This window comes from Rhizobium altiplani, from assembly GCF_001542405.1.
In the GTDB taxonomy this organism is placed as follows: Bacteria; Pseudomonadota; Alphaproteobacteria; order Rhizobiales; family Rhizobiaceae; genus Rhizobium; species Rhizobium altiplani.
Genome location: NZ_LNCD01000012.1, coordinates 11,909 through 38,022 on the forward strand (window position 1 = coordinate 11,909; position 26,114 = coordinate 38,022).

The 26,114-nt window shown below is 57.0% G+C and carries 22 protein-coding genes and 3 pseudogenes; 13 read left to right on the plus strand and 12 right to left on the minus strand.

Annotated features, from left to right (window positions below; genetic code table 11):
• Positions 1-105 precede the first annotated feature (105 nt).
• Genes AS026_RS02455 through AS026_RS02475 form a run of 5 tightly spaced genes read left to right on the plus strand, consistent with a single transcriptional unit; the run spans position 106 to position 8,396 of the window.
• Positions 106-2,496, plus strand: coding sequence for a type I restriction-modification system subunit M (locus tag AS026_RS02455; protein ID WP_062368569.1), 2,391 nt, complete (start codon positions 106-108; stop codon positions 2,494-2,496).
• Positions 2,496-3,785 carry a restriction endonuclease subunit S gene (locus AS026_RS02460; protein WP_062368570.1) on the plus strand — a complete coding sequence of 430 codons (1,290 nt, stop codon included), beginning with the start codon at positions 2,496-2,498 and terminating at the stop codon, positions 3,783-3,785. Before AS026_RS02455 ends, AS026_RS02460 begins: the two co-directional genes overlap by 1 nt.
• Before the next feature lie 13 nt (positions 3,786-3,798).
• Positions 3,799-4,041 (plus strand): hypothetical protein, encoded by a 243-nt coding sequence (locus tag AS026_RS02465; protein WP_062368571.1) that lies wholly within the window; start codon positions 3,799-3,801, stop codon positions 4,039-4,041.
• Between the two features lie 10 nt (positions 4,042-4,051).
• The gene (locus AS026_RS02470) at positions 4,052-7,075 is read left to right on the plus strand and encodes a type I restriction endonuclease subunit R (RefSeq protein WP_062368572.1); all 3,024 of its coding nucleotides are present in this window, start codon (positions 4,052-4,054) and stop codon (positions 7,073-7,075) included.
• Between the two features lie 49 nt (positions 7,076-7,124).
• Positions 7,125-8,396: a phospholipase D family protein gene (locus AS026_RS02475; protein WP_062368573.1), complete on the plus strand. Its 1,272-nt coding sequence runs from the start codon at positions 7,125-7,127 to the stop codon at positions 8,394-8,396.
• A 98-nt stretch (positions 8,397-8,494) separates the two neighbouring features.
• Here the strand turns inward: AS026_RS02475 and AS026_RS02480 are convergent, their stop codons facing one another.
• Positions 8,495-8,938, minus strand: a complete 444-nt coding sequence (locus tag AS026_RS02480; RefSeq protein WP_062368574.1) for a hypothetical protein — start codon at positions 8,936-8,938, stop codon at positions 8,495-8,497.
• 127 nt (positions 8,939-9,065) lie between these two features.
• Here AS026_RS02480 and AS026_RS42920 point away from each other — a divergent pair.
• Positions 9,066-9,214, plus strand: a pseudogene (locus tag AS026_RS42920) (aminoglycoside phosphotransferase); the annotation flags it as partial.
• A gap of 78 nt (positions 9,215-9,292) precedes the next feature.
• Here the strand turns inward: AS026_RS42920 and AS026_RS02485 are convergent.
• The gene (locus AS026_RS02485; protein ID WP_062368575.1) at positions 9,293-9,730 is read right to left on the minus strand and encodes a hypothetical protein; all 438 of its coding nucleotides are present in this window, start codon (positions 9,728-9,730) and stop codon (positions 9,293-9,295) included.
• Between the two features lie 242 nt (positions 9,731-9,972).
• On the opposite strand from AS026_RS02485, the gene AS026_RS41925 reads away from it, so the two are divergent.
• Positions 9,973-10,110, plus strand: coding sequence for a hypothetical protein (locus AS026_RS41925; RefSeq protein ID WP_160330088.1), 138 nt, complete (start codon positions 9,973-9,975; stop codon positions 10,108-10,110).
• A 203-nt stretch (positions 10,111-10,313) separates the two neighbouring features.
• On the opposite strand, the gene AS026_RS02490 is transcribed toward AS026_RS41925, so the two are convergent.
• The 4 genes and pseudogenes from AS026_RS02490 to AS026_RS44115 form a co-directional block, all read right to left on the minus strand.
• Entirely contained in the window at positions 10,314-11,081 is a 768-nt protein-coding gene (locus tag AS026_RS02490) for a metallophosphoesterase (protein ID WP_062368576.1), read from the minus strand.
• Between the two features lie 126 nt (positions 11,082-11,207).
• Positions 11,208-12,182 carry a hypothetical protein gene (locus AS026_RS02495; protein ID WP_062368577.1) on the minus strand — a complete coding sequence of 325 codons (975 nt, stop codon included), beginning with the start codon at positions 12,180-12,182 and terminating at the stop codon, positions 11,208-11,210.
• On the minus strand, positions 12,182-12,769 hold the full coding sequence (locus AS026_RS42925; protein ID WP_245307301.1) for an ATP-dependent metallopeptidase FtsH/Yme1/Tma family protein: 588 nt from the start codon (positions 12,767-12,769) through the stop codon (positions 12,182-12,184). The genes AS026_RS02495 and AS026_RS42925 overlap by 1 nt, the downstream gene beginning before the upstream one ends.
• Positions 12,770-13,066: 297 nt before the next feature.
• Positions 13,067-14,161, minus strand: a pseudogene (locus AS026_RS44115) (AAA family ATPase); the annotation flags it as partial.
• Between the two features lie 192 nt (positions 14,162-14,353).
• Between AS026_RS44115 and AS026_RS02505 the strand changes: the two are divergent.
• Positions 14,354-14,929 carry a helix-turn-helix domain-containing protein gene (locus AS026_RS02505; RefSeq protein WP_245307299.1) on the plus strand — a complete coding sequence of 192 codons (576 nt, stop codon included), beginning with the start codon at positions 14,354-14,356 and terminating at the stop codon, positions 14,927-14,929.
• 523 nt (positions 14,930-15,452) lie between these two features.
• On the opposite strand, the gene AS026_RS44370 is transcribed toward AS026_RS02505, so the two are convergent.
• From AS026_RS44370 to AS026_RS44375, 3 genes and pseudogenes are all read right to left on the minus strand, one after another.
• Positions 15,453-15,632: a helix-turn-helix domain-containing protein gene (locus tag AS026_RS44370; protein WP_082728417.1), complete on the minus strand. Its 180-nt coding sequence runs from the start codon at positions 15,630-15,632 to the stop codon at positions 15,453-15,455.
• An 87-nt stretch (positions 15,633-15,719) separates the two neighbouring features.
• Positions 15,720-17,393 (minus strand): dihydroxy-acid dehydratase, encoded by a 1,674-nt coding sequence (gene ilvD / locus AS026_RS02510; RefSeq protein WP_062368578.1) that lies wholly within the window; start codon positions 17,391-17,393, stop codon positions 15,720-15,722.
• A gap of 236 nt (positions 17,394-17,629) precedes the next feature.
• A pseudogene (locus tag AS026_RS44375) lies at positions 17,630-17,713 on the minus strand (recombinase family protein); the annotation flags it as partial.
• 83 nt (positions 17,714-17,796) lie between these two features.
• Here AS026_RS44375 and AS026_RS02515 point away from each other — a divergent pair.
• Complete coding sequence (locus AS026_RS02515; protein ID WP_062368579.1) at positions 17,797-18,594, plus strand: lytic murein transglycosylase; 798 nt, start codon at positions 17,797-17,799, stop codon at positions 18,592-18,594.
• Positions 18,595-18,804: 210 nt separating this feature from the next.
• Here the strand turns inward: AS026_RS02515 and AS026_RS02520 are convergent, their stop codons facing one another.
• On the minus strand, positions 18,805-19,260 hold the full coding sequence (locus AS026_RS02520) for a pyridoxamine 5'-phosphate oxidase family protein (RefSeq protein ID WP_062368611.1): 456 nt from the start codon (positions 19,258-19,260) through the stop codon (positions 18,805-18,807).
• Positions 19,261-19,657: 397 nt separating this feature from the next.
• On the opposite strand from AS026_RS02520, the gene AS026_RS02525 reads away from it, so the two are divergent.
• The 4 genes from AS026_RS02525 to AS026_RS02540 all read left to right on the plus strand — a co-directional run bounded on the left by AS026_RS02525 (position 19,658) and on the right by AS026_RS02540 (position 22,256).
• Positions 19,658-20,176, plus strand: coding sequence for an Hsp20/alpha crystallin family protein (locus AS026_RS02525; protein WP_029792831.1), 519 nt, complete (start codon positions 19,658-19,660; stop codon positions 20,174-20,176).
• A 95-nt stretch (positions 20,177-20,271) separates the two neighbouring features.
• A complete protein-coding gene (locus AS026_RS02530) occupies positions 20,272-20,565 on the plus strand; it encodes a hypothetical protein (RefSeq protein WP_062368580.1) in 294 nt (97 codons plus the stop codon).
• 398 nt (positions 20,566-20,963) lie between these two features.
• Positions 20,964-21,737 carry an NAD kinase gene (locus tag AS026_RS02535; protein WP_025661207.1) on the plus strand — a complete coding sequence of 258 codons (774 nt, stop codon included), beginning with the start codon at positions 20,964-20,966 and terminating at the stop codon, positions 21,735-21,737.
• A 3-nt stretch (positions 21,738-21,740) separates the two neighbouring features.
• Positions 21,741-22,256 (plus strand): hypothetical protein, encoded by a 516-nt coding sequence (locus AS026_RS02540; RefSeq protein ID WP_025661208.1) that lies wholly within the window; start codon positions 21,741-21,743, stop codon positions 22,254-22,256.
• Positions 22,257-22,354: 98 nt separating this feature from the next.
• Here the strand turns inward: AS026_RS02540 and prfB are convergent.
• Together prfB and AS026_RS02550 are read right to left on the minus strand one after the other, a co-directional pair.
• Positions 22,355-23,486, minus strand: a protein-coding gene (prfB, locus tag AS026_RS02545) for a peptide chain release factor 2 (protein WP_100248113.1) whose coding sequence is annotated in 2 segments (ribosomal slippage) — positions 22,355-23,416 and positions 23,418-23,486 — 1,131 coding nt in all. Because the reading frame shifts where the segments join, the coding sequence is not laid out codon by codon here.
• A 100-nt stretch (positions 23,487-23,586) separates the two neighbouring features.
• A complete protein-coding gene (locus AS026_RS02550) occupies positions 23,587-26,034 on the minus strand; it encodes a penicillin-binding protein 1A (RefSeq protein WP_062368581.1) in 2,448 nt (815 codons plus the stop codon).
• Positions 26,035-26,114 lie beyond the last annotated feature (80 nt).

Genomic DNA, 26,114 nt, shown 5'->3' on the forward strand with positions numbered 1-26,114 from the left:
TCATGCGGAAACATTCCGCATGATACCTGAGGCAATCCACTGGACTCAATTTAAAGATTTGGCCTGTACTTTGCGCCAGCAACACAAAAAGCTGAACTACACACCATGAATCACGCCACCCATAACAAGCTCGTATCCTTCATCTGGTCTATCGCGGACGACTGCCTCCGCGATGTCTACGTCCGCGGTAAATATCGTGACGTCATCCTTCCGATGGTCGTACTCCGTCGCCTCGACACTCTGCTTGAACCCACCAAGGCGGCCATTCTTGAGGAAGTTCGCTTCCAACGCGAAGAGATGAAATCAACGGAACTGGACGATGCGCCGCTTACGGCCGCATCCGGATACGTTTTCTACAACACCAGTAAATGGACGCTGAAGCAGCTCCACGCGACCGCCACGAACAATCAGCAGATTCTGTTGGCGAACGTTGAGGAGTACCTCGGCGGTTTCAGCGAAAACGTCAAGGAGATCATCGGCCGCTTCAAGCTGCTAGACCAGATGCGACACATGGCAAACAAGCAGGTGTTGCTGGACGTGCTCGAGAAGTTCATCTCTCCGTACATCAATCTGACGCCACAAAACGTCGAAGACCCCGATGGCAACATCATGCCTGGCCTGTCGAATCTGGGCATGGGCTATGTCTTTGAAGAGTTGATCCGGAAGTTCAACGAAGAGAACAACGAGGAAGCTGGAGAGCACTTCACTCCGCGCGAGGTGATCCAATTGATGACTCACCTCATCTTCGATCCGATCAACAACCAATTGCCGCCGGTCATGACCATCTACGATCCGGCCTGTGGTAGCGGCGGCATGCTGACCGAGGCCCAGAACTATATCAAGGACCTCGAGGGGCCCATCGCGGCCAAGGGCGACGTGTATCTTTACGGCAAGGAAATCAACGACGAGACGTATGCCATCTGCAAATCCGATATGATGATCAAGGGAAACAACCCCGAGAATATCAAGGTCGGCTCCACCCTCTCGACAGATGAGTTCTCGGGCCATCGCTTCGACTTCATGCTGTCGAATCCGCCCTATGGCAAGAGCTGGAGCAGCGAGCTCAAGTACATCAAGGATGGCAAGGATGTTATCGACCCGCGATTTCAAGTCGAGCTGACCGACTATTGGGGTAACAAGGAAACCGTCGACGCCACGCCACGCTCCAGCGACGGCCAGCTCCTCTTTCTGATGGAAATGGTGGGCAAGATGAAGCCCATCGCAAACAGCGCCATCGGTTCGCGCATTGCCAGCGTTCACAACGGCTCCAGCCTGTTCACGGGCGATGCTGGCAGCGGCGAATCCAACATTCGCCGCTACATCATAGAAAGGGACATGCTAGACACCATCATCCAGCTGCCCAACAACCTTTTCTACAACACCGGCATCACCACCTACATCTGGCTGGTGACCAACACCAAGCCCGAGGCACGACGAGGCCGCGTGCAGCTGATTGACGCCAACCTGATGTACCGCAAGCTCCGCAAGAACCTCGGCGACAAGAACTGCGAATTCGCGCCGGGGCATATCGAAGACATAATTGCCGCCTACACGGCCTTCCAGCCGGTAGAACGCCAACTTGATGCGGACGGCGACCCGACCGGCATCGCGGTGCAGATTTTCGACAACACCGATTTCGGCTATCACAAGGTCACCGTCGAACGGCCTGACCGTCGTCGCGCCCAATTCAGCGCGGAACGGCTAGAATCTCTGCGCTTCGACAAGTCTCTGCGCGAGCCAATGGAACATCTGTGGGCTGAGCATGGCGACAAGGTGTATGAGCCTGGGTTCCTGAAGTCACAGGCCAAGGCAATTCAATCCTGGTGCGAAGAACGGGAGATCGCGCTCAACGCAAAACAACGCGCCAAGCTTGCCGACCCAGGACTCTGGCTGCGGCAACGAGAGCTGATTGAAGTCAGCTATCATCTGATGCAGGACGTGGGCACCGAGGAGACGGCTGATTTCAACGCCTTCCGAGAACACGTCAGCAAAGCCCTGAGGGCCCGCAAGATCAAGCTGACCGCGACGGAGAAGAACGCGATCTTAAACGCCGTCAGCTGGTATGCAGACGACGCAGAAAAGGTGATCGACAGCGTCAAGCGGTTTACCAAGGTGGAGCTGGAGGATGTGGCAGCACGATTTGGTTGTCATATCGACGAACTTGGCGACTTCGGCCTTTACATTCAGCCTGATGGCAGCTGGCTCACATACGAGAGTAGCGCCGATTTGCGTGATAGCGAGGCAGTGCCGCTGAAGGATAGCATCCACCGCTATTTCACGGCCGAGGTGAAGCCGCATGTGCGCGAGGCCTGGATCAACCTCGACACAATCAAAATCGGATATGAGATCAGCTTCAACAAGCATTTCTACCGCCACAAACCGCTGCGCAGCCTTGATGACGTGACGCGGGACATTCTGGCGCTGGAGCAAAAGGCCGATGGCCTGATCGCCGATATCCTCGGGCTAAAACCCGCCGACCTGTCGGAGGCGGCGTGATGACACTTGCCACCTGGCCAACCTATGACAGCTACAAGGACAGCGGCGTGGAGTGGATCGGAGATGTGCCGGACCAATGGCTCGTCGAGCCTGGCCGCCAGTGTCTCTATGAAAATAGGGACAGGAACACCGGCATGAAGGAAAGCACGGTGCTTTCCCTCAGCTATGGCCGGGTGATTGTGAAGGATGAGGACAAGCTGACCGGGCTGGTGCCAGAGAGCTTTGAGACCTATCAGGTCGTCCAACCTGGCGACATCATCATTCGGGGCACCGACCTTCAGAACGACACGACCAGCCTCCGCACCGGACTGGCGAAGGACAAAGGCATCATCACATCGGCCTACATCAATTTGCGGCCCAAGGCCGAAATTGACCCGGTGTTTCTGCACTACCTTCTTCATTCCTATGACGTGAAGAAGGTGTTTTACGCGCTTGGGTCCGGACTGCGACAGAATCTGTCCTATGACGACTTCAAATACCTGCGACTGCCGATCCCTTCGCCGCCGGAACAGCGCGCCATCGTAGCATTTTTGGATGAGAAATGCGCCAAGGTGAACGAGGCCGTGCGGATCGAGGAAGAGCAGATCGCGCTCCTGCGCGAGCGGCGGCAAATCCTGATCCACCAGGCTGTTACCCGCGGCCTGAACCCCAACGCGCCCATGAAGGATAGCGGCATCGAATGGATCGGACAAATTCCTGCCAATTGGGGCGTCGTGCCGCTAAAGCGACTGTTCCGAGAGCGTAACGACAGGTCGACGACCGGCGCAGAAACACTGCTGTCTCTGCGGATGAACGAGGGCCTCGTCCCACATAACGATGTTTCAGACAAACCTATCGGTGCAGACGCGCTGAAAGACTACAAGAAGGTCTTTGCTGGGCAGCTTGTGATGAACCGGATGAGGGCATCCATCGGAATTTTTGGGATAGTCACATCCAGCGGAATTGTCAGCCCAGACTACGCCATCTTTGACATCGCTCCGCGTGCAAGCGGGGATTTTTTTCTCCAGCTCTTCAAGACCGGGGTCATGGGAGAGCAGTTCCGAAACGCATCGCGAGGTCTCGGAACCGGTTCTTCCGGCTTCATGCGGCTATATACAGATGATTTTGGCGCTATATCGGTTGCGCTTCCCCCACTTACTGAACAAGGCGCGATCGTCTTGCACATCAACAACTTGTCCGAACAGATCGGCGATGCCGTACGCCTCAAAGAAGGCCAGATCGCCGTTCTCAAGGAATTCAAGTCCAGCCTTATAAACGAGGCGGTCACCGGCAAAATCAAAGTCATTTAACGAGGAGGGTGCAATGCCGGATAAAAAACAAGTCGAAGAAATGTTGGCGAAGGTCTCAGATAGCTACATCTCGGAATGCTACCGTGCTGTCGAAAGAGCTTTCCAGCACGATGCGAGTCTATCAGACGACCAAAAGAGCCTGTTTCAGCAATTCGAACAAGACGGAGTTTACTACGGGACAGACATTTATTCAGATTGGGCCGAATGGCGGGATATGCTGAAACGCGAAATCGAGAGCCGCAATCTTGGTGTCTAAGGGGCAAGCAATGGTCAGCAATACCAAGGAAGTAGCTCTGGAACAGGCTATCCAGCGGCATCTGACTGGCACGACAACCGAGGACTTGGCCAGTGAACCCGTGCCGGCCGAACAACGCTTCTTCCGGTTCGGCCAACCTTCCGATTTCGACGCTCAATATGCGATCGACACAAGGCTCTTCTGGGAGTTTCTGGAAACCACCCAGGCAAAAGAGCTGGCCAAACTGAAGAACCACAGCCCAGCCGACTGGCAGCGCAAGATACTTGAGCGCTTCGACCGGCTAGTGAAGAAGAATGGGCTTCTGTATCTCTTGAAGAAGGGACTTGCCGTCGATGACGCAGCCTTCACGCTCATGTACGCGGCCCCCCTCGCCAGCTCGGCGGCCAAAGTCCATGAAAACTTCGCCGCCAATATCTTCAGTGTTACCCGACAGGTCCGCTATTCGGAAACTAATCCAGGCGAAGAGATCGATATGGTCCTTTTCGTCAATGGACTGCCACTGATCACTGTAGAGCTGAAGAATGCGTGGACCGGTCAGACCGCTCGCTACCATGGGCAGAAGCAGTATCGAGACGGCCGTGATGCTACCCAACCCCTTCTTCAGTTTGGCCGTGCGTTAGTACACATGGCCGTGGACACCGACGAGGTGTTCATGACGACGAAGCTTGCCGGGCCGGCCACCTTCTTCCTACCCTTCAACAAGGGTCATAACGAAGGCGAGGGCAATCCGCCCAACCCTAACGGCCACAGGACCGCCTATCTGTGGGAAGAAGTGTTCTCCAAGGAAAGCTTGGCCGGCATCATCCAGCACTTCGTGCTACTGGAAGGGAAGTCGACAGACCCCCTGGCCAAAAAGTCGATGATCTTCCCACGTTACCATCAGTTGGACGTCGTGCGCCGGCTGTTGTCGCACGCTGCCACGAACGGCGTCGGACAAAGTTATCTGATCCAGCATTCGGCGGGTTCCGGAAAGTCGAATTCGATCACCTGGGCGGCATATCAGCTAATAGATACCTATCCGGCATCTACCAGCGTGGCGGGCGGAAAAGCATCGGACCAACCGCTGTTCGACAGCGTCATTGTTGTCACTGATCGACGTCTTCTGGACAAGCAGCTGCGTGACAACATTAACGACTTCTCCGAAGTCAAAAACATCGTCGCACCAGCCGTGCGTTCCGTCGACCTGAAATCGGCGCTGGAGAACGGCAAGAAGATCATCATCACGACGATCCAGAAATTCCCCTTTATCATCGAGGGGATCGCCGACCTCAGCGACAAACGCTTCGCAGTGATCATTGATGAAGCGCATAGCGGGCAAAGTGGCAGCGCGCATGATAACATGAACCGTGCAATGGGCGCGGGCGAAGCAGACCCGGACGAAGAAGACCCGCAAGATCGTATCCTGGCAGCGATGCAGTCACGCAAAATGCGCGGGAATGCCTCCTATTTTGCGTTCACGGCGACGCCGAAGAACACAACGCTCGAAAAATTTGGTGAGCTTCAGCCCGACGGAAGCTTCAAGCCGTTCCACCTCTACAGCATGAAGCAGGCGATCGAGGAAGGCTTCATCCTGAACGTCTTGGCAAATTACACGACATACAAGAGCTACTATGAAATCCAGAAGTCGATAGCTGACAACCCACTGTTCGACACCAAGAAGGCTCAGAAAAAACTCCGGGCTCACGTGGAGCGCAGCCAACAAACGATAAACACAAAAGCTGAGATCATGCTCGACCATTTCATCGAGCAGGTTGTGACGCCGAAGAAGCTTCACGGCAAAGCCAAGGGTATGGTCGTCACCCAGAACATCGAGTCGGCGATCCGCTACTACAAGGCTTTGACGAAGCTACTGGCGGAACGAGGATATCCGCTCAAGGTCTTGATCGCGTTTTCCGGTGAGAAGGAGGTCGACGGTGTGACCTACACCGAGGCCGACATGAACGGTTTCCCGGAGTCGGACACGAGGGACAAGTTCGACGAGGATGAATATCGGTTGCTTGTGGTCGCAAACAAGTACCTGACCGGCTTCGACCAGCCAAAGCTGACCACCATGTATGTCGACAAGAAGCTGCAACATGTTCTGGCTGTGCAGGCATTGTCACGGCTAAATCGCTCCGCGCCGAAACTCGGCAAGCGTACAGAAGACTTGTTTATCCTCGACTTTTTCAACGACGTCACCGATATCAAATCCGCCTTCGATCCATTTTATACGGTCACCACACTGTCATCGGCGACGGATGTGAATGTGCTTCATGAGATCAAGGATGCGCTTGACGCCGTCGGAGTCTATGAGTGGCAAGAGGTAGAGGATTTTGTCGCCCGCTATTTTGCCGGGGACGATGCCCAATCGCTTAGTCCAATCATCGATGCAGCGGCCGATAGGTTCAATCACCAACTGGGCTTGGCCGACAATGACAAGATCGACTTCAAGATCAAGGCGCGCCAGTTCGTTAAGATTTACGGCCAGATGGCGTCAATCATGTCGTTCGAGGTCGTTGAGTGGGAAAAGCTCTTTTGGCTGCTGAAGTTTCTGATCCCTAAGTTGCACATCACTGACCCGGACCAGGACATGCTCGATGAGCTGCTGGAGGCCGTGGACCTGTCGTCTTACGGACTTGAGAGAACCCGATTGAACCAAGATATCGAGCTTGACGCAACGCCGACGGAGCTTGACCCGCAAAACCCTAATCCCCGCGGTTACCGGGATGGTGAACAGGAACGAGACCCGCTCGACGACATCATTCACACCTTCAATGAGCGATGGTTCCAGGGATGGGGCGCGACACCGGAAGAGCAACGGGTGAAATTCATCAATGTCGTGAACGGCATCAGAGCGCACCCCGATTTCACCCAGAAATACGAGGAGAACACCGACCCCTACAATCGTGGACTCGCGCTCGAGAAGATGATGCAAGACGTGATGCTTAAACGCCGAAAGGAAGAACTTGAGCTGTATAAGCTTTTCGCTTCTGATCCGGCGTTCAAAGCCGCCTGGAGCCAAAGCATCGAAACGGTCCTAAGGACCGGCGTGTAACGGTTGATGAACTAAGCCGAAACGCAAACGCAATTGGAGCGGGCGAAGAATGTCAGTAACGACAACCGTGTTATTTCAACGGCCGCAGCAGGAGATTGCAACGCTGATCCGCGATCGACTTTCCCGATCCGTCGCCACACGTATTGTAACGGGTTTTGCCACGCCAGGCGGATTGGCTGAGATTGGCGGTCCGATACTCGCGAACACCGGCAGCCTTGAAACCTTCGTGATCGGCGCGTCCACATATCCTGGATTTCTAGCGCTCGACAATCTTTTGGCCGCGGGTGTGCCTATGGATCGGTTGCACGTCCATCTAGGCTTCAGTGCGCCTTCTGGCACGCCCAAGAATCCGGTGGTGCGCTATCATCCGATGTTGCACAGCAAGGTCTATTACATGGAGTTGCCCGCCTCACGCGCATGCGCATTCATCGGGTCGCACAACGTGACAGCGTTCGCCTTGGGCGGCAGCAATGGGGAGGCTGCAGTCCTTATTGAAGGTGATGTGCACGCGCCCGAATTCGCTGCTGTCCGAGGCCATATTAATGAAGCGGAGAGACAGGCAACGCCCTATTCACCCACCATGAAGGAAGGATTTTCGTGGTGGTTCAAGGAATATGTAGAGGGCCTCAAGGCCGAGATACGCATGCCGACCGATTGGGCGATTGTTCGCACAATTCTCGCGTTCTCACATATTCAGGGTGGGCGCTTGCCAAAGACCGGCGACACAATCTACTTCGAAATCCCTGCCGGGATCGAGGAAATTGAATCACTCAAGACTGAAGTTCATTTGTTCCTTTACGACACCATGCCTGCCGATCCGATAAGCGCAATCAATGCCATCAGCAGCGCAAGCAGACGCTACACGTGTCAGACCATTGGGGTTGAAAACGGCCAAGGCAACCGAGAAGTATCAGTGGACTGGATCATTGATGGCAGTTGGGCTCTCACTCCGGTGCCTTCCACAACATTCCGCCCGTCTACACCTGCTGGCATGCAGCAGGTGCGAGCCCAGGTGGTCGATACGTCGCTGCCATCCTACGAGTATGCATTTGAGCGAGAGCGGACAGGCTGGGACCCAGTATATTCTGAAGTCGACATTATAGACGTATCGGATTCATCTCTTTCGGATGACGTCGCTAGGCGGGAAGCGCGAGGGGATCGCAAGATTAACACATGGAGGCTTGTCACGTCGCTTGAACCACGGTCTGGTTCGCAATTGGAAGCCGATCAGACGGCCCTCGATCGCGCCATTCCTGAGTCTGGAGCATTCATTCTGGTCTCCTTGCGCAGACGCCGCTTCAGTGGCAAGCAAGGGGGCTAGCCAATAGGAACAATAAGGACGCTAACGCATAAGTATGTCGGTTTGGCATGCGGGGCGCGCAGCAATTTTTTTGGCGAGGCATCCGCCGTCGCGATCAATCAAAGCTGAAAACTCGCTCCCCAGCTCTCTAGCGGCCAATGATTATCTGTCCCAGGCCCAATGCGGAAATGAAAGTCTTTGAGCAATTTTTCTCTGAAAAGCCAGCAGGTGTCGGTGAACTGCTGCCGCGTGACTTCGAAGCTGACATTCACAGACGGAATTTCATCGGATTTGAACATAAGGCCGGCTTCGACTCTTTCAGGTGTCAACGGCGTTCGCACCCAGAAGGAGACTACTGCTGGCCAGTGGAATTTGCTGATCGGCGAAATGACCACCGCTCCGACGATCAAGTAAGTAAACTCTACGACCATGATGGGCGGCCCTGGCTGTATGTGCTGCCCGATGTTGCCAGAGGGTGGACCAGCGAACTCCCCATGCCAGTCACCGGCCTCAATTTCCGGCAAGGCAACTGCGGGGCGCAGCTTCTGTTTCTCTCGCGGCATGTTACCTCTTCGCGCGACCGTGCCAGATGACCCGAACACACCCACAACCAGTAGTGCGTTCGATGAGCTTGGTGGGCGCGACCTGGGCGGCCAGCCCTGCGTCGACCGATGGAGTCCTTCACGCCGAACGAGGATCAACCTTGCCGCGATGCCGGCGCAGGACGTTGTTCGATGTCGAGCAGCGTGGGCGCGGCTCGACGGACGCCAGTTGTCCACGGCAACCCCAACAGTGCTGCAAACGTCCGCATGACAGCTCATCGGGTCGCCTTGATCGCCTGAGAGGAGTCACATGTCGAAGTTTCCTCGTCCTGGCGTCGGAGCCAATTCAACGCTATGGCCCGGGCGATCCCACTCTTACCTGCGATAAATCGTGACCGTCGAGTTCCTCGAGCAGTCAGCACTGGAGTAGTTCATCGCTTCCTTACCATTTACTTCGACCTGGGGATACAGGTCAGGATAAACATGCGCGAATCCTAGTGCGTCTCTGCACTCACCCTTGTTCAGGCCGTCGAAGACAATCTTATAGTTAGCCACGTCTTTGGCGGGCAACAAAAGCGCCCTTGCATTATGCTTGACCAAAAATGCGTTGCCTATCAGCTGGGGGGTGATTGCGGCGGCCACAGACTCGTCATCCGAATAGCTCATTGCGGCCGGATCAGCCAAGCTGGTGAAATACGCGATTGATGACATAACCTCCGTCAGCGTCTCCGGAGTTTTAAGCTGGGCATATGATGGCTGGCAGAGACCTGCGGCGAAGGCTATCGAGGCAAAGGCATAAAGTTTGTAATTCATTGTTCTTTTCCAATTTTAGGCTGCCCTCGTCTACACGGCACAACTAAAATCGATCCTAACTCATTCTGTCGAATTCGATCGACTGCGCTCCGTCAATTGCCCACGCATAGCGACTGAAATGCGTCCGACAGTGGAGTCCCAATACTGCAGGAACGCAGATGTCGCTAGCCGCCTCCGATGGCAAGGCGTAAGTATCGGGCTCGGCCAATGCGGTCGTAGGAGCCTACCTCGACCAGCTGGGGATGAGTGAGAAGGCCATCGTCTACGCAACATCCGCGCCGCCGGAGGGTATTGAATGGCTGACCGCAAGCACGTCCGAGCAGATCGGAACATCATTCGAAGCGGTAAAGGCCCAAGCGCCAGCGACCGGGCCGCAATGACAGGAACCACACGATTCAATGTCGGCTGTCGCGACCTTTCATTCAGCGCTGGGAAGCGCCGACGGCGAAGCGGCGTCGCGCCAGCTTCCGATGATGTGTTTGCTCTAACGCGTTGCAGGCACCGAGTGAGACCTAGTAGGATCAGCCATGTCGACAATCTGACATCCTCCAGTTGCCTCCGTCGGCCGTCTGCTGCGCTACCGCTAGATTTCAATTACCAAGTCCGGGTCGAAGCCTGTTGCCTCCCCCGGATAGCCGCGTGGATTGCAGACGATTCTGGTGAACCCGAGCATGTAGTCCAGTTTTTGATGTACATGCCCGTGAACCCAAAGATCGGGCTCTGCCTCCCTGATGAAATCATCGCAATCCGAGGCGTAGCACGGCGCTAGTGGGTCATCTCGGAACCATCGAGAAATGGACCTCGATGAGGGCGCATGATGGGTGACCACAACCTTTTTCCTGACGGCGGCCCGACCCAGGCTCTCCGTCAGGAGCTTCATGGAAGCGCCGTGTCTCCGGAATGCATGGATGGGTTTGAATTTTCTGAATGGCTGTTTGGAGAGGTTGATCCGTTTGTAGTCTTTCATTCCCTGTTGGGCCGACCACATAGACGTTTCGGGATTGCTGTCGAATAGCCGGAAGTCGGTCCAAAGGGTCGCGCCGGCGAAAAGAACGTCTTCAATCACTACGTCGCGGTCGTCGAGGAAGTAGATGTTCGGATAGTGATCGCGCAACGCGTTCGCCGCGGCTATGCTGTCCGTAAGGAAGCTGCGGTAGAACTCGTGATTTCCAGCGACGAAGATCAATGGCAACTCGGGACCCAAGCTTTTCGCGAGCCACTCAATGCTGGGCACAACGCCTCTGTCGAGGACGTCGCCCGCGCAGACAATGACGTCGATGTCATCTGGCGGGGCCGCGCTGAACGGCTTGCCGAACTCGAGATGGACGTCTGAGAAAACCCAGATTTTCATCAAAATTGCACGGACTGAGCAGCGGGCAACTCATAGACCGCGTTTACGGAAATTGAGGTCATCTATCTCTCCAGGAGTGGCGGTGGGTTACGTCGACAGCGTGCGATCTATCCCACCTCACCATCATCATTCATACAGAAATGGAGCGTGCGGCAGATATCGGGCCGCAAAATGCCGACGCATGTTGATAGACAGGGCATCGTATTCGATCAGGAGCGTCCTGTACGACTCCTCGACCGATAACCATCCGCAGTCCAGACGCCATCGACGATGGAAAACCCGATCAAGACTCTGACTGCTCCAGAACCTGAGAGACTTGAGCGCGTCTTCTCGGGTCTTGGTTTTCGGTGCGATCTGGAGCCACTCCACGATACTCTCTTCGGTTATCACCGCCGTCTTCTCGATCTTCTCCGCGATATCGTCGGGGACGGTTGCTAGGGCCGCATCCCGAGCCCGTAAGAACCGGCGGTCTTTCGTGAAATCAACACCCCACACTGACGGGTTGTCACGCCAGAATATTGTTTCGGCGCGCTCCGTCCATCGAGCTCCAATAACAAGGTCTAGGCTTTCGAACACCCGGAACGCGTCTGGGGCTAGATACGCAGGGCCACTGCCATGATCCGCCCGAATGTTCGGACGTCGAAGTCCCGTTGGGCTCGGTCGGTCGCGGGCTCCTGTGAAATGTCGATACTCGAGTAAGCTCACTTGCGCTGCCAAGCAGACGATCACTGTCGCAACATCGTCCAATCGCGGAAGGATGCTAGGCAGCGCAGGCTCCGGGTTAGCTTTTATCCCACCGCTGCCATCAAGAACTGCTTGACCGAGTGCGACTAATGCCTGGCAAGCAGATTGAAGAGCGTCGATATAGAGATGGTCCCAGTGATTAGCAACCAAGTCCGGTAAGGCCGCCCACAAAAATTCGACCACTGGATCGAACCACTTGGGGGGCAATGCGGGCTGAGTTCCGACGCCGCGATCATGAACCTTTATTCGCCTGCCCAACGCTTCAAAACCGGCCTCATCGAGTGTCTCACCGAGCGAACCCGCATATGTCTTGTTCGACGCCGGCCGCCGGCCGGCTGAGGTTGTTCGTTTTGCCATCAAGTTCCCGTCCTGAGCTGTGCTTTCGCGAGGCTGACGACCGAGCGCCTGTTGCTTTGCAACACCTGGACGACTTCCTCTCCGGTCATGGTCGGACTAACCATTAGTATTTCGACCAGCGCGTCTAGCGCGGGACGCTGCCTTTGAATGATGGACCTCGTCCTTGCAAGTTCGCTTTCGAGCAACCCGTGGACCTGTTCTCGCAGCTCCGGATTGTACAGGCGCATCCTTGCGAACTCCTCGGGATCGGGAACCTCCACCGCCAGCGTGCGGCCCATGCCATTCGTGCCCTCAACCATCGTCGCAAGATCGGTCGCCCTGTTCAGGTCGGCCTCACTCGAACCCGATGCCCCATCAGCGAAGGTCCCGAAGACTTCCATTTCCGCTGCTATGCCCGCCAAGAAGATGGCTATCGTGTCCAGGTAGGTTGTTTTCGTTCTGGCCCGCACCTGCGGAAGCTTGGAATCGACGTTGCCAAGGACCCGCCGCTGGCCGCTGACCAGCCATTTCGAAATCGTGATGCCTGAGACTTCATGCCCAACTTCGAAACCGACGAGGGCATGGCCAGCCTCATGGGCAGCGATCACTCTGAGATAATCTTCAGGAAGTTTCTCAAGGACTGGGAGCTGATCGATAATGTGAATCGCGCTAAAGCAATCAGCTTGACGGCGGGCCGCTCGCCTCGCATCCCTGACAAGCCGCTCGATCTCCGCACCCGAAAACCCTTCGGTAGCGAATTCGAACAACTCCGCATCAGCGGACGACAGCTCGATTCCAGTGTGAAACTTCAGAATTCCGCGACGCGATGGGCCATCGGGGAGCATCAACTCCAGGTGCCGATCAAGCCTTCCCGCTCGCAGAAGGGCTGCATCGACGAGCCGAGGGTGGTTGCACGCAGCAACAACGACTACGCCCTCTCGACGTTCAAAGCCATCGAGCTGTTCAAGTGCACCGGCAACCACGCCGTTGTGGTAGCCCGCGTTCCGGTCAGAGGTCGTACGTTTTCCCAAGGTGTCGAATTCATCGATGAACAAGATCGATGGAGCCTTGTCCCGCGCCTGTTTGAATGACGCTCGCATGGCTTTAAGGTGCGCATCCAGAGCACCAGCTTCCTGCCATTTAGAAACAGAGCCATAGATGATCGGTACTTTGCAGGAATTGGCTAGCGCGCTCGCGAACAGCGTCTTCCCGATGCCTGGGGGCCCGGATAGTAAGACGCCAGCGTCGACGTCGTTCCAACCGATAAGGCCATTCTTGTAGTCTGCAAGGTCTTTTGCAAGGTTGTGTCCCCAGTCCACTGCCGGTCCCAGACCATGCATGTCTTCAAGCGTAGGGCCACTGTGGGTTGCTGTCTGATCGGCAATACGTTTGAGCCTAGCCGTTTCCCTTCGAAGGCGCTCCAACGCTTGGAGTGGACCACGACGGTCCTGAAACGCGGAATGAAGCCTTGGCCAAGGTTCCGATATCAGGAGCTCGACGAGCTTCTCGTCAACGGGAAGTTCGGCCCTTCGAAGTGCAGCCCTTGCATGCTCCGGAGACCGAGGCTCGATCTCGATCACGATATCCGAAAAAAGCCGTTCGTCATCGGTAAGCCTGTATCCAGGCGGCGATAGAAAGATGCCTCGCCCGTTCTTCTCAGCAAGCGACTGGTCACGAAATGGCGAATTCGACCACTCGAAGATGTAGGTCTCCCAATCAGACGACTTCCAAATCTCCATCGCGAACACTTGGGCTGCCTGAGAGTAGATAGGTTGGTAGTAGTCCTCTTTGAAAACAAGCGTCGCGATGAACTTCCGCTCGATTCTGTTCCAAGGCCGCAACGCGGCTGCTATCGAGCAGTACGCCATGTATACGGGCAGTGTAACGCCCTGCCAGTTACTATTAGTTTGATTCCATGGCACGCGTGGTCGCTTGCCCGTAACACCGTTCGGCATTGTGATATCCTGATCATTATCTACCGGGCCGCTCTCCACGACCATGATAGTATTTGCCGGCCCTTCGATTGACGCGCGGTCAATACTTGAGCCCACCAAGGAGGCAACATTAACGTCCCCCTAATGGCCCACGCCTTCGAATCACATTCGCCCAAGGAGAGGCCTGCGAATATATGGATGTTTTATTATCCAATAAGGATGCTTATAGACTCCATTTTGGACATTAAAAGACCCTAAATGGTTATCATTGACATTTTTTTTGCGGGGCATCTTGTCGAGCCGATGAGGTTACCTGCTCCACCAGAAGCACTTAGAGTCGCACGCGCACTGACGGCGTTTTCCCAGCAAGAAGCGGCGGAACTCGCTGGAGTCACGCGACGCTACATCTCTACTGCTGAAACGTCGGAGGCTATGTTCAATCTCAACCTCCAACTGATCGACTTCTATACCGCCCGAGGGATAGAGTTTTTGGGACAAGCGGCAGTTGGGCACGAGGTGTTGTGCGCAGGTGCAAGATGGCGGCCACCCCCGACTACAACACTCCTCACTAGCGACTACGAGCGGTATCGCACGGAAGACGACGGTATCTCGTTTCGGGGCGCACGTGCACTTCTGAACAAAACGCAAGCAGATGTTGCAGAGGAGATCGGGTTGTCAGTCGCGACAGTGAAGGCCTTGGAGCGGGGTGGCCACTGGACGGACACCTCCGCCACCATGCAATTGTATTTCGAGAACCAAGGGGTCGAATTCGTCGGATGGGGCGACGCTAGCACCAGGCGCTATTTTGGGGTTGGCGTGCGATGGAAAGCCTGAGGCAGCATCAAAGCGGGACCTTCAACATAGGAATTCTGCCGCCGTGCTAATATTGAAGCCGTCAATAGCACGAGCAGCCAGGGCATACACAGGCCTTGGCCACAAAGAGCTGGGGCATGCTGCTGGGGTTTCATCCCGAACAATCTTTAAGCTTGAACTCGATGGGAAAGTAACGCCCTCTTCGCTGGCAAAGATCATGGAGGTATTCGAACGACGCGGCATTGTAATGAATTACGATGCCCGAGGGGCGGTTAATGGCCTTACGTTTGAATAGCACCTCGAAGGCAATGACACTTCCCAGTCCAGTTGTGAACTTTGGGTTCGCTCTGATCACAGCCAGCGGGCATTTCTAAGAGACCAGTCGTTTGCTTTCGGTCGCGCCGCACCCAAGCCTCCGCCCGTGGGCCGCTAGTCATGTTGACATCTAAGATACGACCTGCGGCAACTCGTTTGATTTGTAGCGCGCGCTTCATTACCCTCAGATGTCGATGCATTATGAATGCATCTAAAAGAGATGGTCACCTTACGGGGATCGGACCAAATATTTCTTGACGGTGGTTCTGCTAATCCCGAGACACTCGGCGATTTCCACGATGGTCTTGCCGCTCTGGCGAAGCGCGAGAATGTCATCGGTAAGACCTGAGCAGTCGCTAGGCGGGATTTTCCTGTTTACTTCCCAGTAGATGTCGCGGTTAATAGTTATGTCCCGGTCGGGGCACCACTAATTTTACACGAAATCAGTGACTTGATGACTAATTCGCCTCAGTTGGCGCGTTTTTTTCATGTGACCTCAACCCGTCACGGCTCCCTCGTTCGCTGGTCGGACCAAGGCCGCAAACTTGGCGAGGACGCCGTGCCTGTAGCGCGGCGGAGGCTGGCTCCAAAGGCTTCGGCGTCTCGCAATCTCTTCATCTGGGACGTCGAGCTGCAGAAGTAGCTGATGGGCGTCGATGGTGATTTGGTCGCCGTCCTTGACAAGTGCGATTGTCCCCCCCTCGAAGGCTTCGGGCGTGACATGCCCGACCACCATACCCCATGTGCCGCCGGAGAACCGCCCATCTGTGATGAGGCCGACGCTCTCTCCAAGGCCACGTCCGATGATAGCGGAGGTCGGGGCAAGCATTTCCGGCATTCCCGGACCACCCTTCGGCCCGAGGTAACGCAGGACCAGAATGTCGCCGGCCTTGATTTTGTCCGAGAGAATAGCATCCATTGCGGATTGCTCGTCTTCGAAGACGCGCGCCGGGCCAGCAATCACCGGGCTCTTGAGCCCGCTGATCTTTGCCACCGCCCCACCCTCTGCCAGATTGCCTGTGAGTATGGCTAGATGTCCCTCGCGATACAGTGGCGCTGAGAGCGACCGGATAACGTCCTGGTCCGCACGAGGCTCGTCGGGCACGGCCGAGAGTTCGTCAGCGATCGTCTTGCCGGTGATCGTGAGACAATCGCCGTGCAGAAGGCCCGCATTCAACAGTAGCTTTAGGACTTGAGGAATGCCGCCGGCAGCGTGGAGATCAACAGCCATGTAACGGCCGGATGGCTTGAGATCACAGATTACTGGTACCCTACGGCGTATCCGCTCGAAATCCTCCAGCGTCCATTCCACCTCGGCCGCATGCGCAATGGCGAGATAGTGCAGCACCGCATTCGTTGAACCTCCAGTGGCCATGATGAGCGCCACGGCATTTTCAATCGACTTCCGCGTGACGATGTCGCGTGGTCGAATGCCGGCCTTCACCGCTTCCACCAAAACGCGCGCGGACTCGACCGCGCTATCGATCTTTTCTTGGTCGGGATTGGCCATGTTGGAGGAGTAGAGCAGCGACATGCCGAGCGCCTCGAAGGACGAACTCATGGTGTTCGCGGTGTACATGCCGCCGCAAGAGCCGGTCGTCGGGCAGGCATTGCGCTCAATGCCCTCGAAATCCTCAGCGCTCATCTTTCCGGCCATGTAAGCGCCGACGGCCTCAAACGCGGACACGATGGAGAGGCTCTCGCCCTTCCATCGACCCGGCTTGATGGTGCCGCCATAGACATAGACGGCCGGAACGTTAGCGCGGAGAATGCCAATCATACCGCCCGGCATGTTCTTGTCGCACCCGCCGAGCACTAGAACGCCATCCATCCATTGGCCCTGCACCGAGGTCTCCACACAATCGGCGATAACCTCGCGCGAGACGAGAGAATATTTCATGCCCTCCGTTCCCATGGCCATGCCGTCCGAGATGGTAGGCGTGCCGAATATCTGCGGATTGGCTCCGGCCGCCTTGATGGCGGCTATCGCCGCGTCGGCAAGCGGCTGGAGGCCGGCATTGCATGGCGTGATCGTCGAGTGCCCGTTGGCGATGCCGATCATCGGCTTGTCGAAGTCCACTTTGGTATAGCCCAACGCATAGTACATCGCGCGATTGGGTGAGCGAGCAATGCCTTGGGTGATATGCCGTGAACGGTCGTTGTGAGCCATAAGCGCCTCCCGCTAGCCAAACGGAACCATACTCTATTGGAAACCAAATACGCTGTGAAATATGCTTTTTGCCTCCAACTAAGTCGCCGCACATATCAAAGGCTGCCGATGGAACTGAGACAGATCCGCCAAATTTGTCGCCGTCGACGAGAAGCTGCAATTTCCTCGGTGTCTTGGACTCGGTCAGCAACCGCCGATCTTCCGCTTCGCCAGAGTCGCCATCAGGTCCGCGTTCATCGCGCCAGGCGGTCCAATTTCGTCACTAGCACCGTATCGCCCTCACGTGCATAGTAGAGGCACCTTCTCAGTTCCTTTCGCTTCCCGGTCCAAGCCGGTTTCGCAAGTGAACGAGTGACGTCATGCGGCCGGATGCGTGATGGTTCAGACCCACGAGGAGAGCGACATGGCATTCTTTGCTAAGGGAGTTTTGCTTGCTGCGGCGGGCGCCCTCGCCTTCTGCCTTCTGGCTTGCGTTGCGCAGGCGGCATCGTGCGGCAAAAGCGCTGCCGGGTTTGAACAGTGGAAAGTAGAGTTTGCCGAGACGGCAAAGGCTGCAGGCGTCAAGGGGAAGGGTCTTGCAGCGCTTGCCGGTGCGAAATACGCCGTAGGAACAATTCAGGCCGACCGCTCCGTCAACAAGGCTTTCAGCGGCTCGGTCGCCGACTTTATGAGACGACGCGGTGGGTCCGCGATTATTTCCAAGGGCCGTTCGCTTAAGACGGCGAATGCAGCGCTCTTCGACAGCATCGAGCGCAACTACGGCGTGCCCGCCGGCGTGCTTCTCGCCATCTGGGGTATGGAGACCAACTTCGGCGCCTCTATGGGCAACCAGAACACAGTTTCGGCAATCGTCACGCTCGCCTACGATTGTCGCCGCCCGCAATTCTTCGCGCCCCATGCTATCGCGGCGCTCAAGCTAGTCGACAGCGGCGTGCTGAGTGCCGGCTCGGTCGGCGCCATGCATGGCGAGATCGGCCACACAGGGTTCCTGCCTGGGAATGTCCTGAGATACGGCGTCGGAAACAGGAACATGCGCGACAAGAGCACGGCGCTGATGTCCACGGCCAACTTCCTCAGGGCGCACGGCTGGGGCGCCGGCGGGGACTATCAGGGCAACATGGGCGCCATCGCCGGCTGGAACTCCGCGAGTGTCTATCAGCATGCGATCGCCCGCATCGGCGAGGCGATCGACGGCGGTTAGATCCTGCCTCCAGTTACAAAGCCGCCATGCGCCGAGTCAGAATGCTATTTGCGTGGGAGGGGACGAGAATGCTCGGTCTGTGGCTAATCTCTCAGGCTACCAGCGACTCGGTTGGGCTCGTGTAATGGGCACGTGAACGCCGATACAGTCGATTGGCTTCCTCCGTCACGGTGCGCAGACATTGCGGAAACCGCGAGGGCCGAGGCGTTGTCACTGAAGGGCCACGACCCGACCGGAGACATCGTCCGTGTAGATGCAGTAGAATAGGTGGGCAGATGCAGACGCAGTCGGTAGTTCGCGAGGCTCAAGCGAGCCGATCTCCCACCAGTCCAAGTGTCTCTGCAAAAGTGACCACGCGTGCAGGCGCTCCTCGTGCCAGACATCATCGTCCGGCAGTTCCTGGAAGTGGCCGTTCAGCACGACGCTCCTCCATCCGCCCTTCCCCCACTGCTCCTCCACCTGGAGGCAGACTCTTGGATTCAGCCGCATCCACTCCACTTTTCGTCCTGGCATCGAAAAACTGTAGGCTACTCGTGATTGGAACGCAAAGTAGATTGGGACCACGTAAGGCCGGCCTTCGTTACTGCAAGCCAGATGACCAAAATGCGCCCGTTCCAGCATTTCCAAGCATTCCACATGGCTCATACTCCTGAGTGTCGTTGACATGTCTGTCTCTCCCATTCCTCCGAGGAATACTCGACGGGCCGCAAAACGAGGATACCGCCTACATAAATAATCCTCCTTTTTTGCTGGATCTGCATTGTGCTGGATCAATTTCCTATCCTGAAACGTGTACGGATAGGGCAGAGGATATCGCTCGGCGCACTGCAAAACGGATGGTACCGAACCGCGTCTTCGACCGATGTTCTAAGTGTGCGTTATCCGGCGGACGGTTCGACCGATACTGCGTTAGACTGAGTCCGCGCGCCAATTAATTTCCTGTGTTCTTGACATTGATCAAAGTCTCTTGCCCACGCGCGTGCTTTAATGACTGCGCTCGATGTCGAGCGAAACGCAATGATTAGATCCGGCTTCCGGACCTCTTGGCCAACAGGAGATGATCATGCCCGATATGTTCCCCATTAAGAAAGAACAGAAGACCACGACGCCGGCTCCCGGCGGGATGTGGTCTCCATTCGACTCACTTCGTACCGAAATCGACCGGCTGTTCGACGACTTCGGCCCTTCCTCATGGCGTCCGCTCTCAGGTCAGCTCCTCGGACGCACGACTTCTGCTGCCGACTGGGTCGTGTCTCCCGCGGTGGATGTCGTCGAGAAAGACAACGCATTCGAGATCACCGCGGAAGTTCCCGGCCTCGACGAGAGCAACATAGACATCAGGCTTTCGAACGGCGTGCTGACCATTCGGGGCGAAAAGACGGAGGAAAAGGAATCGAAGGACGAGGCCTACCACCTTTCGGAGCGCCGATACGGCTCCTTCCAGCGCTCGTTTCGGCTTCCTGACTACATCGAGGCAGATAAGATCGCCGCCGCTTTCGCGAAAGGCGTCCTGAAGGTCACGCTTCCAAAGGCTGCCAACACCGGGACGAACGACCGCAAGATCGAGGTCAAAGCCACATAGCCTTGGAGCGTGCGAAAGGGCGGCTGTCGACCCTGGGCGGCCCCTCTGGCGTATTTCTTCATCGTTTCGTCGATCAAGGCCATGGGAGGTTTGTCATGCTGTCGCCCGATAGAGATTCCAAACCCGGCGGTGGGCGTTTTGCCATTCCAACGCAGGGAGAAGTCGAAGGCAAGCTGCTGGTTTCAGAGATCGTAGCAGTGGCTTGTCTCCAGGAGCTCATGAAGCTCAAGAATACTGCCGCGATTGCAAGGGTTCACCGACGCGTCCTCCACGAGCTCAAGGAGAGATGCCAAGTCCTGAAGTTATGTGTCACCGACGAAAGAGCCGTCGTCGAATATGCGGAGCAGGTGTTAAAGTGCGCTGTGGCAGAAGCAGGCGGCTGTCGCTAACGCCTCCAGATACGAGCCTCGATACATGCGTGGCACGCTACCGCAAAGAAGGGCGGTTATAGACGCCAACTTGGCATTGGAGCACGTTTCAAAACGTTCTGTATCCATTGTCACTACGAATGCCTCGGCAAGCCTGCGCGTACGGTCTCGCTATCGACGGAGAGTACGCAGTGCCGCCCCACGTCAGGATTGACGCCATCTGCCTTGTCGACGAAAGATGATCCGAGGCTTGCCCGGCTCGAGTTCCGGGCCCTCCACAGCATACGCCTGAAATCGAGCAGCGAAGAATTGACGATGGCTCCAGCCGGCGCTGCAGATGCACTTGACAAAATCGGCTTTTATTGGCGCCTAGACGCCAAGACTATGTTATCGTTCGTTGAATACGTAAAAGGAATTACATGGGCCGTTCGTTTCAGACGCTTTCCTTCCTTGCCTCCTCGGCGACAGAGGCGCTGGCGGCTCGGGAAGAGTTGATAGGCATTTATGGTGACGTGCCCCCTGAAGAGGCCGACGTGATCGTCGCCCTCGGCGGCGATGGTTTCATGCTGCAGACGCTGCATGGCACGATGAACTCGGGCAAGCTGGTCTACGGTATGAATCGCGGCTCCATCGGCTTCCTCATGAACGACTATCGAACGGAAGGCCTGCAGGATCGAATCTGCACAGCAGTCGAAAATGCCTTTCACCCTTTGCGGATGACAACGGCGAATTCTGACGGCACGAATTCGACAGCACTTGCCATCAACGAAGTCTCGCTGTTCCGGCAATCCTATCAAGCCGCCAAACTGCGGGTCGAAGTGGACGGCGTCGTGCGACTCGACGAGCTTATCTGCGACGGCCTGATGGTGGCCACGCCCGCGGGTTCGACGGCCTATAACCTCTCCGCGCATGGACCGATCCTGCCGCTTGACGCCCCTCTGTTGGCGATGACTCCGGTCAGCGCGTTCCGGCCGCGGCGCTGGCGCGGCGCCCTTCTGCCCAACAAGGTGACGGTCGATATACACATACTCGAGGCGGAGAAGCGGCCGGTCAACGCGGTCGCTGACAACACGGAAGTGAAATCGGTGCTGCATATTCGCATCGCGCAATCGGAACTTACGACCGCGCGCATTCTCTCCGATCCCGATCGATCATGGTCCGATCGTATTCTTGCGGAGCAGTTCGAGGACTGAGACATGAGCTTGCGACGAACGACGCTTTGTACCTTGCTGCTAGCCGCGTCCACCCTCTGCGCGCGAGGCGTTGAGGCAGAAGACGCGATCCTACCGGCTTCAGTCATCTTCGCGACCAGCACCGGTTACTGGGAAGACGACGGTGCGGCGCCGGCCATTCAACGATCACCTTCGGCGCCCCAAACTGCGGCTGCCGTTCCCGCTCCCGCAAAACCGCGCCACGGCTACTACAAGCTGTTTGCCGTCAGGCAGGCGGACCGCACCGCCAAGATATATTTGCAGCAAATCGAGCAGAGCGACGCTGAGCCGTCCATCACCTCGACGGTGGAGTTGCAGGAACTCAGCGATCTGAAGCCGTATGTCACCGACATCAGGCCCGAAAACTCCTCCGGCATGCTCAAGGAGCCCGGCCTTTTTGCAATGGTCTACCTGAAGACCGATCCGGATGCGGAATCGGAGACTTGGACTGTCGTCATCGACGAATTTGGTGAGGTTACCGTCGGCAAAGCCAGCAACTAGTCGCAGCCGTTGATTTGTCGCTGGAGAACTTCCGGTTTTCCCGCTTGAATCGAAAAGGCCCCATTCGGGGCCTTCTCTATGTTCATACGTTTGAGCGGTTACTCGACGTCGTCGACGACAGCGTCCGGCTTGCCGCTGATGCGGTGAGCGAGAGCGGCTTCCATGAACTCGTTGAGCTCGCCATCCAGCACGTCGCCCGGCGCCGTGCTCGCCACGCCGGTCCGCAGGTCCTTGACCAGCTGGTAGGGCTGCAGCACGTAGGAGCGAATCTGGTGACCCCAGCCGATGTCGGTCTTCGAGGCTGCCTCGGCGTTCGCCGCTTCTTCGCGCTTCTTCAACTCGGCTTCGTACATACGAGCACGCAGCATGTCCCAAGCCTTGGCGCGGTTCTTGTGTTGCGAGCGTTCCTGCTGGCAGGAAACCACGATGCCGGTCGGGATATGCGTGATGCGCACGGCCGAGTCGGTCGTGTTGATGTGCTGACCGCCCGCTCCCGAGGCGCGGTAGGTGTCGATGCGGCAGTCGCTCTCGTTGACCTCGATGTTGATCGAGTCGTCGACCACGGGATAGACCCAGATCGAGGAGAACGAGGTGTGGCGCCGCGCGTTGCTGTCGTAGGGCGAAATACGCACCAGGCGATGCACGCCCGACTCCGTCTTCAGCCAGCCATAGGCGTTGTGGCCTTTGACCAGCAGGGTTGCAGACTTGATGCCTGCTTCTTCACCATCGTGCACTTCAAGAAGCTCTACCTTGAAGCGCTGGCGCTCCGCCCAGCGGGTATACATGCGCAGCAGCATGTTGGCCCAGTCCTGGCTTTCCGTTCCGCCTGCGCCGGAGTGGACTTCGAGATAGGTATCGTTGCTGTCGGCCTCACCCGATAGCATCGCCTCCACCTGGCGGCGGGCGGCTTCAGCCTTCAGGCTCTTGAGCGCGTCTTCGGCGTCCTTGACGACACTCTCGTCGCCCTCTTCCTCGCCCATCTCGATCAGTTCGACGTTGTCGTTGAGCTGCTGCTCGAGCTGCTTCACGCCGTTGATGCCGTCATCTAGCTGCTGACGCTCGCGCATCAGCTTCTGTGCTTCCGAAGCATCGTTCCAGAGGGTCGGATCCTCTGCCTTGTTGTTCAACCAGTCCAGTCGTCTTATCGCCTGGTCCCAGTCAAAGATGCCTCCTCAGCAGGGTGATAGCCTGCTTGGTTTCATCGACTACGTTCTGGATTTCCGCTCGCATTTTCCTGCTTCTTCGCGTTGCTTGAAAAGTTGCCCGTCAAATAATTGTGGCGGCTGCGGATGTAAAGGGCCGCAACCGCCACAACGGGTCAGGGAAAAGGTTAGTAGAGGCCGCCGGCGCCGGACTGGACGGCCTGGTTGGCCTGCGGCGACGTCCGCAGAATTTCTTCGGGCGCCATCGCATTGTCCATGCCGATAACAGAGAGGCTGTCGGCAGGACCGGTACCTGGCTTGAAGGCCTCGATAATCGTGTTCGGGTCGCCCTGAACCGCAGCCATGCCGGTCTTGCGGTCGATCGGAATGAGGTTCATGCCCGCCGGAATGACAAACTTAGATTCCGGCATGTCCTTCACAGCAACCTGCATAAACTCGTTAAAGATCGGCGCAGAAAGCGAGCCGCCTGTGCCGCCGCGTCCAAGCGTCGACGGCGAGTCGAAGCCGATGTAAAGGCCGGCGACAAGATCCGGCGTGAAGCCGACGAACCACGCATCTTTTTCATCGTTGGTCGTACCCGTCTTGCCAGCAACGTCACGCCCGCCGAGATCGACCTTGCCGGCGGCCGTGCCGCGCTGGATGACACCCTGCAGCATCGAGGTGATCTGGTAGGAGGTCATCGGGTCGAGAACGGTTTCGCGATTGTCGACGACGTTGGGCTCGTCCTGGTTATGCCAGTCGCTCGCATTGCAGCCCTCGCAGACGCGCTCCTCGTGCTTGAAGATCGTACGGCCATAGCGGTCCTGGATCCGGTCAACCAGGGTCGGCTTGATCTGCTTGCCGCCATTGGCGATGACCGAATAAGCCGATACCATGCGCAAGACCGTGGTTTCGCCGGAACCGAGCGACATGGCGAGAACCGGCATCATGTGATCGTAGATCCCGAAGCGTTCTGCATACTCGGCGACGACATTCATGCCGAGATCGTTGGCAAGGCGCACCGTCATGCGGTTGCGCGAGTGCTCGATCGCGAAGCGAAGCGTGTTGGCGCCACCACCCTCGCCTTCATAGTTATCCGGTGCCCATACCTGGCCATTGCCCGTCTGGATCGACAGCGGATCGTCGCTGACAACCGACGCCGGCGTATATCCATTGTCCATGGCCGCCGCATAGACGAACGGCTTGAAGGACGAACCCGGCTGGCGCATCGCCTGGGTCGCGCGGTTGAATTCCGACTGCGCGTAGGAGAAGCCGCCGACCATCGCAAGCACGCGACCGGTCTTCGGGTCCATCGCGACGAGACCGCCTTCGACCTTCGGCGGCTGGCGAAGCCGGTAGGACTTGGAAGCTTCGTCCCCCAACCGCTCGACGTAGACGACATCCCCGGCCGACAGAACGCCGTCGGGCGACTTTGCTGTCTTCCGGCCGGAAGCCGAGCGATATGCCCACTGCATATTCTTGGCCTCGATGGCTCCACGCTCGCGCTCGGAAGGGATCTTGCCAGCGCCATCCTTCGGGGGCTGCAGCCCGATGTCGACGCCGTCGGCCGATACGGCCAGCACGACAGCCAGTCGCCATTCTGGCACGTCCGTCAAAGCCGGAATATCGGCCAGCGCCTTGCCCCAGTCAGCAGCCGTGTCGATCTGCTTGATCGGACCGTGGAAGCCACGACGCTCATCGTAGTTGGTCAGACCATCCTGAAGGGCCTTGCGCGCAAAGACCTGCAACGCGGGGTCAAAAGAGGTACGAACGGACAATCCGCCTTCGTACAGCATCTTCTCGCCGTACTGGTCGATCAACTGACGGCGGACCGCCTCGGCGAAATAGCCGGATGCAAAAAGCGAGGGGCCGCTGCTGCGACCGGTGACACCGAGCGGCTGTTTCTTGGCCTCGGCACCATCGGACTGACTGACATAGCCATTCTCGACCATGCGATCGATGACCCAATTGCGGCGGGTGATCGCTGCTTCGGGATGGCGGAAGGGATGATAGTTGGCGGGACCCTTCGGCAGGGAGGCAAGATAGGCAGCGTCGGCGACCGTCAGTTCGTTCACCGACTTGTTGAAATAGGTGAGCGAGGCGCTCGCGATACCGTAGGAATTCAGGCCGAAGAAGATCTCGTTCAGGTACAGCTCAAGGATCTTGTCCTTGCTGTAGGCTTGTTCGATACGGAAGGAAAGGATCGCTTCCTTCGCCTTGCGCTCCATCGTCTGTTCGCTGGAAAGCAGGAAGTTCTTGGCAACCTGCTGCGTGATCGTCGAACCGCCCTGCGTCGGACCGCCGGTCAGATAAGCAACCAGTGCGCGCGCAAAGCCGGTAACATCGATGCCGGGGTGCTGATAAAAGTTCTTGTCTTCAGCAGACAGGAAGGCCGCCTTGACGCGGTCGGGAACAGCCTGGATCGGCAGGAAAAGTCTGCGTTCCTTTGCATACTCCGCCATTAGCGCACCGTTGCCTGCATGAACGCGGGTCGTCACCGGCGGCTCGTAGCTGTTCAGCACTGCGTAGTCCGGAAGGTCCTTCGTGACGGTTGCCAAGTAAACAGCAACAACAGCCGCCACGCCCAAGAACAGGACGCAAGCCACTCCGAAGAAATATCCAAGAAGTCTAATCATATTTAAGCTACCGGTATCTCAATCATCGATCAGCGCGACATAACAATCGCAGGATCGGGGCATCTTGCATGTTGGGCGAC

What these genes read in the sequence shown, in the direction of transcription:
- AS026_RS41925 (WP_160330088.1), top strand. Translation starts at nt 9,973, where the DNA reads ATGAGTGAGAAGGCCATCGTCTACGCAACATCCGCGCCGCCGGAGGGT.
- AS026_RS02490 (WP_062368576.1), bottom strand. Translation starts at nt 11,081, where the DNA reads ATGAAAATCTGGGTTTTCTCAGACGTCCATCTCGAGTTCGGCAAGCCG.
- AS026_RS02480 (WP_062368574.1), bottom strand. Translation starts at nt 8,938, where the DNA reads ATGCCGCGAGAGAAACAGAAGCTGCGCCCCGCAGTTGCCTTGCCGGAA.
- AS026_RS02550 (WP_062368581.1), bottom strand. Translation starts at nt 26,034, where the DNA reads ATGATTAGACTTCTTGGATATTTCTTCGGAGTGGCTTGCGTCCTGTTC.
- AS026_RS02475 (WP_062368573.1), top strand. Translation starts at nt 7,125, where the DNA reads ATGTCAGTAACGACAACCGTGTTATTTCAACGGCCGCAGCAGGAGATT.
- AS026_RS02460 (WP_062368570.1), top strand. Translation starts at nt 2,496, where the DNA reads ATGACACTTGCCACCTGGCCAACCTATGACAGCTACAAGGACAGCGGC.
- AS026_RS02495 (WP_062368577.1), bottom strand. Translation starts at nt 12,182, where the DNA reads ATGGCAAAACGAACAACCTCAGCCGGCCGGCGGCCGGCGTCGAACAAG.
- AS026_RS02455 (WP_062368569.1), top strand. Translation starts at nt 106, where the DNA reads ATGAATCACGCCACCCATAACAAGCTCGTATCCTTCATCTGGTCTATC.
- AS026_RS02525 (WP_029792831.1), top strand. Translation starts at nt 19,658, where the DNA reads ATGCCCGATATGTTCCCCATTAAGAAAGAACAGAAGACCACGACGCCG.
- AS026_RS02505 (WP_245307299.1), top strand. Translation starts at nt 14,354, where the DNA reads ATGGTTATCATTGACATTTTTTTTGCGGGGCATCTTGTCGAGCCGATG.
- AS026_RS02520 (WP_062368611.1), bottom strand. Translation starts at nt 19,260, where the DNA reads ATGTCAACGACACTCAGGAGTATGAGCCATGTGGAATGCTTGGAAATG.
- ilvD (WP_062368578.1), bottom strand. Translation starts at nt 17,393, where the DNA reads ATGGCTCACAACGACCGTTCACGGCATATCACCCAAGGCATTGCTCGC.
- AS026_RS02530 (WP_062368580.1), top strand. Translation starts at nt 20,272, where the DNA reads ATGCTGTCGCCCGATAGAGATTCCAAACCCGGCGGTGGGCGTTTTGCC.
- AS026_RS02540 (WP_025661208.1), top strand. Translation starts at nt 21,741, where the DNA reads ATGAGCTTGCGACGAACGACGCTTTGTACCTTGCTGCTAGCCGCGTCC.
- AS026_RS02470 (WP_062368572.1), top strand. Translation starts at nt 4,052, where the DNA reads ATGGTCAGCAATACCAAGGAAGTAGCTCTGGAACAGGCTATCCAGCGG.
- AS026_RS02485 (WP_062368575.1), bottom strand. Translation starts at nt 9,730, where the DNA reads ATGAATTACAAACTTTATGCCTTTGCCTCGATAGCCTTCGCCGCAGGT.
- AS026_RS02535 (WP_025661207.1), top strand. Translation starts at nt 20,964, where the DNA reads ATGGGCCGTTCGTTTCAGACGCTTTCCTTCCTTGCCTCCTCGGCGACA.
- AS026_RS02465 (WP_062368571.1), top strand. Translation starts at nt 3,799, where the DNA reads ATGCCGGATAAAAAACAAGTCGAAGAAATGTTGGCGAAGGTCTCAGAT.
- AS026_RS02515 (WP_062368579.1), top strand. Translation starts at nt 17,797, where the DNA reads ATGGCATTCTTTGCTAAGGGAGTTTTGCTTGCTGCGGCGGGCGCCCTC.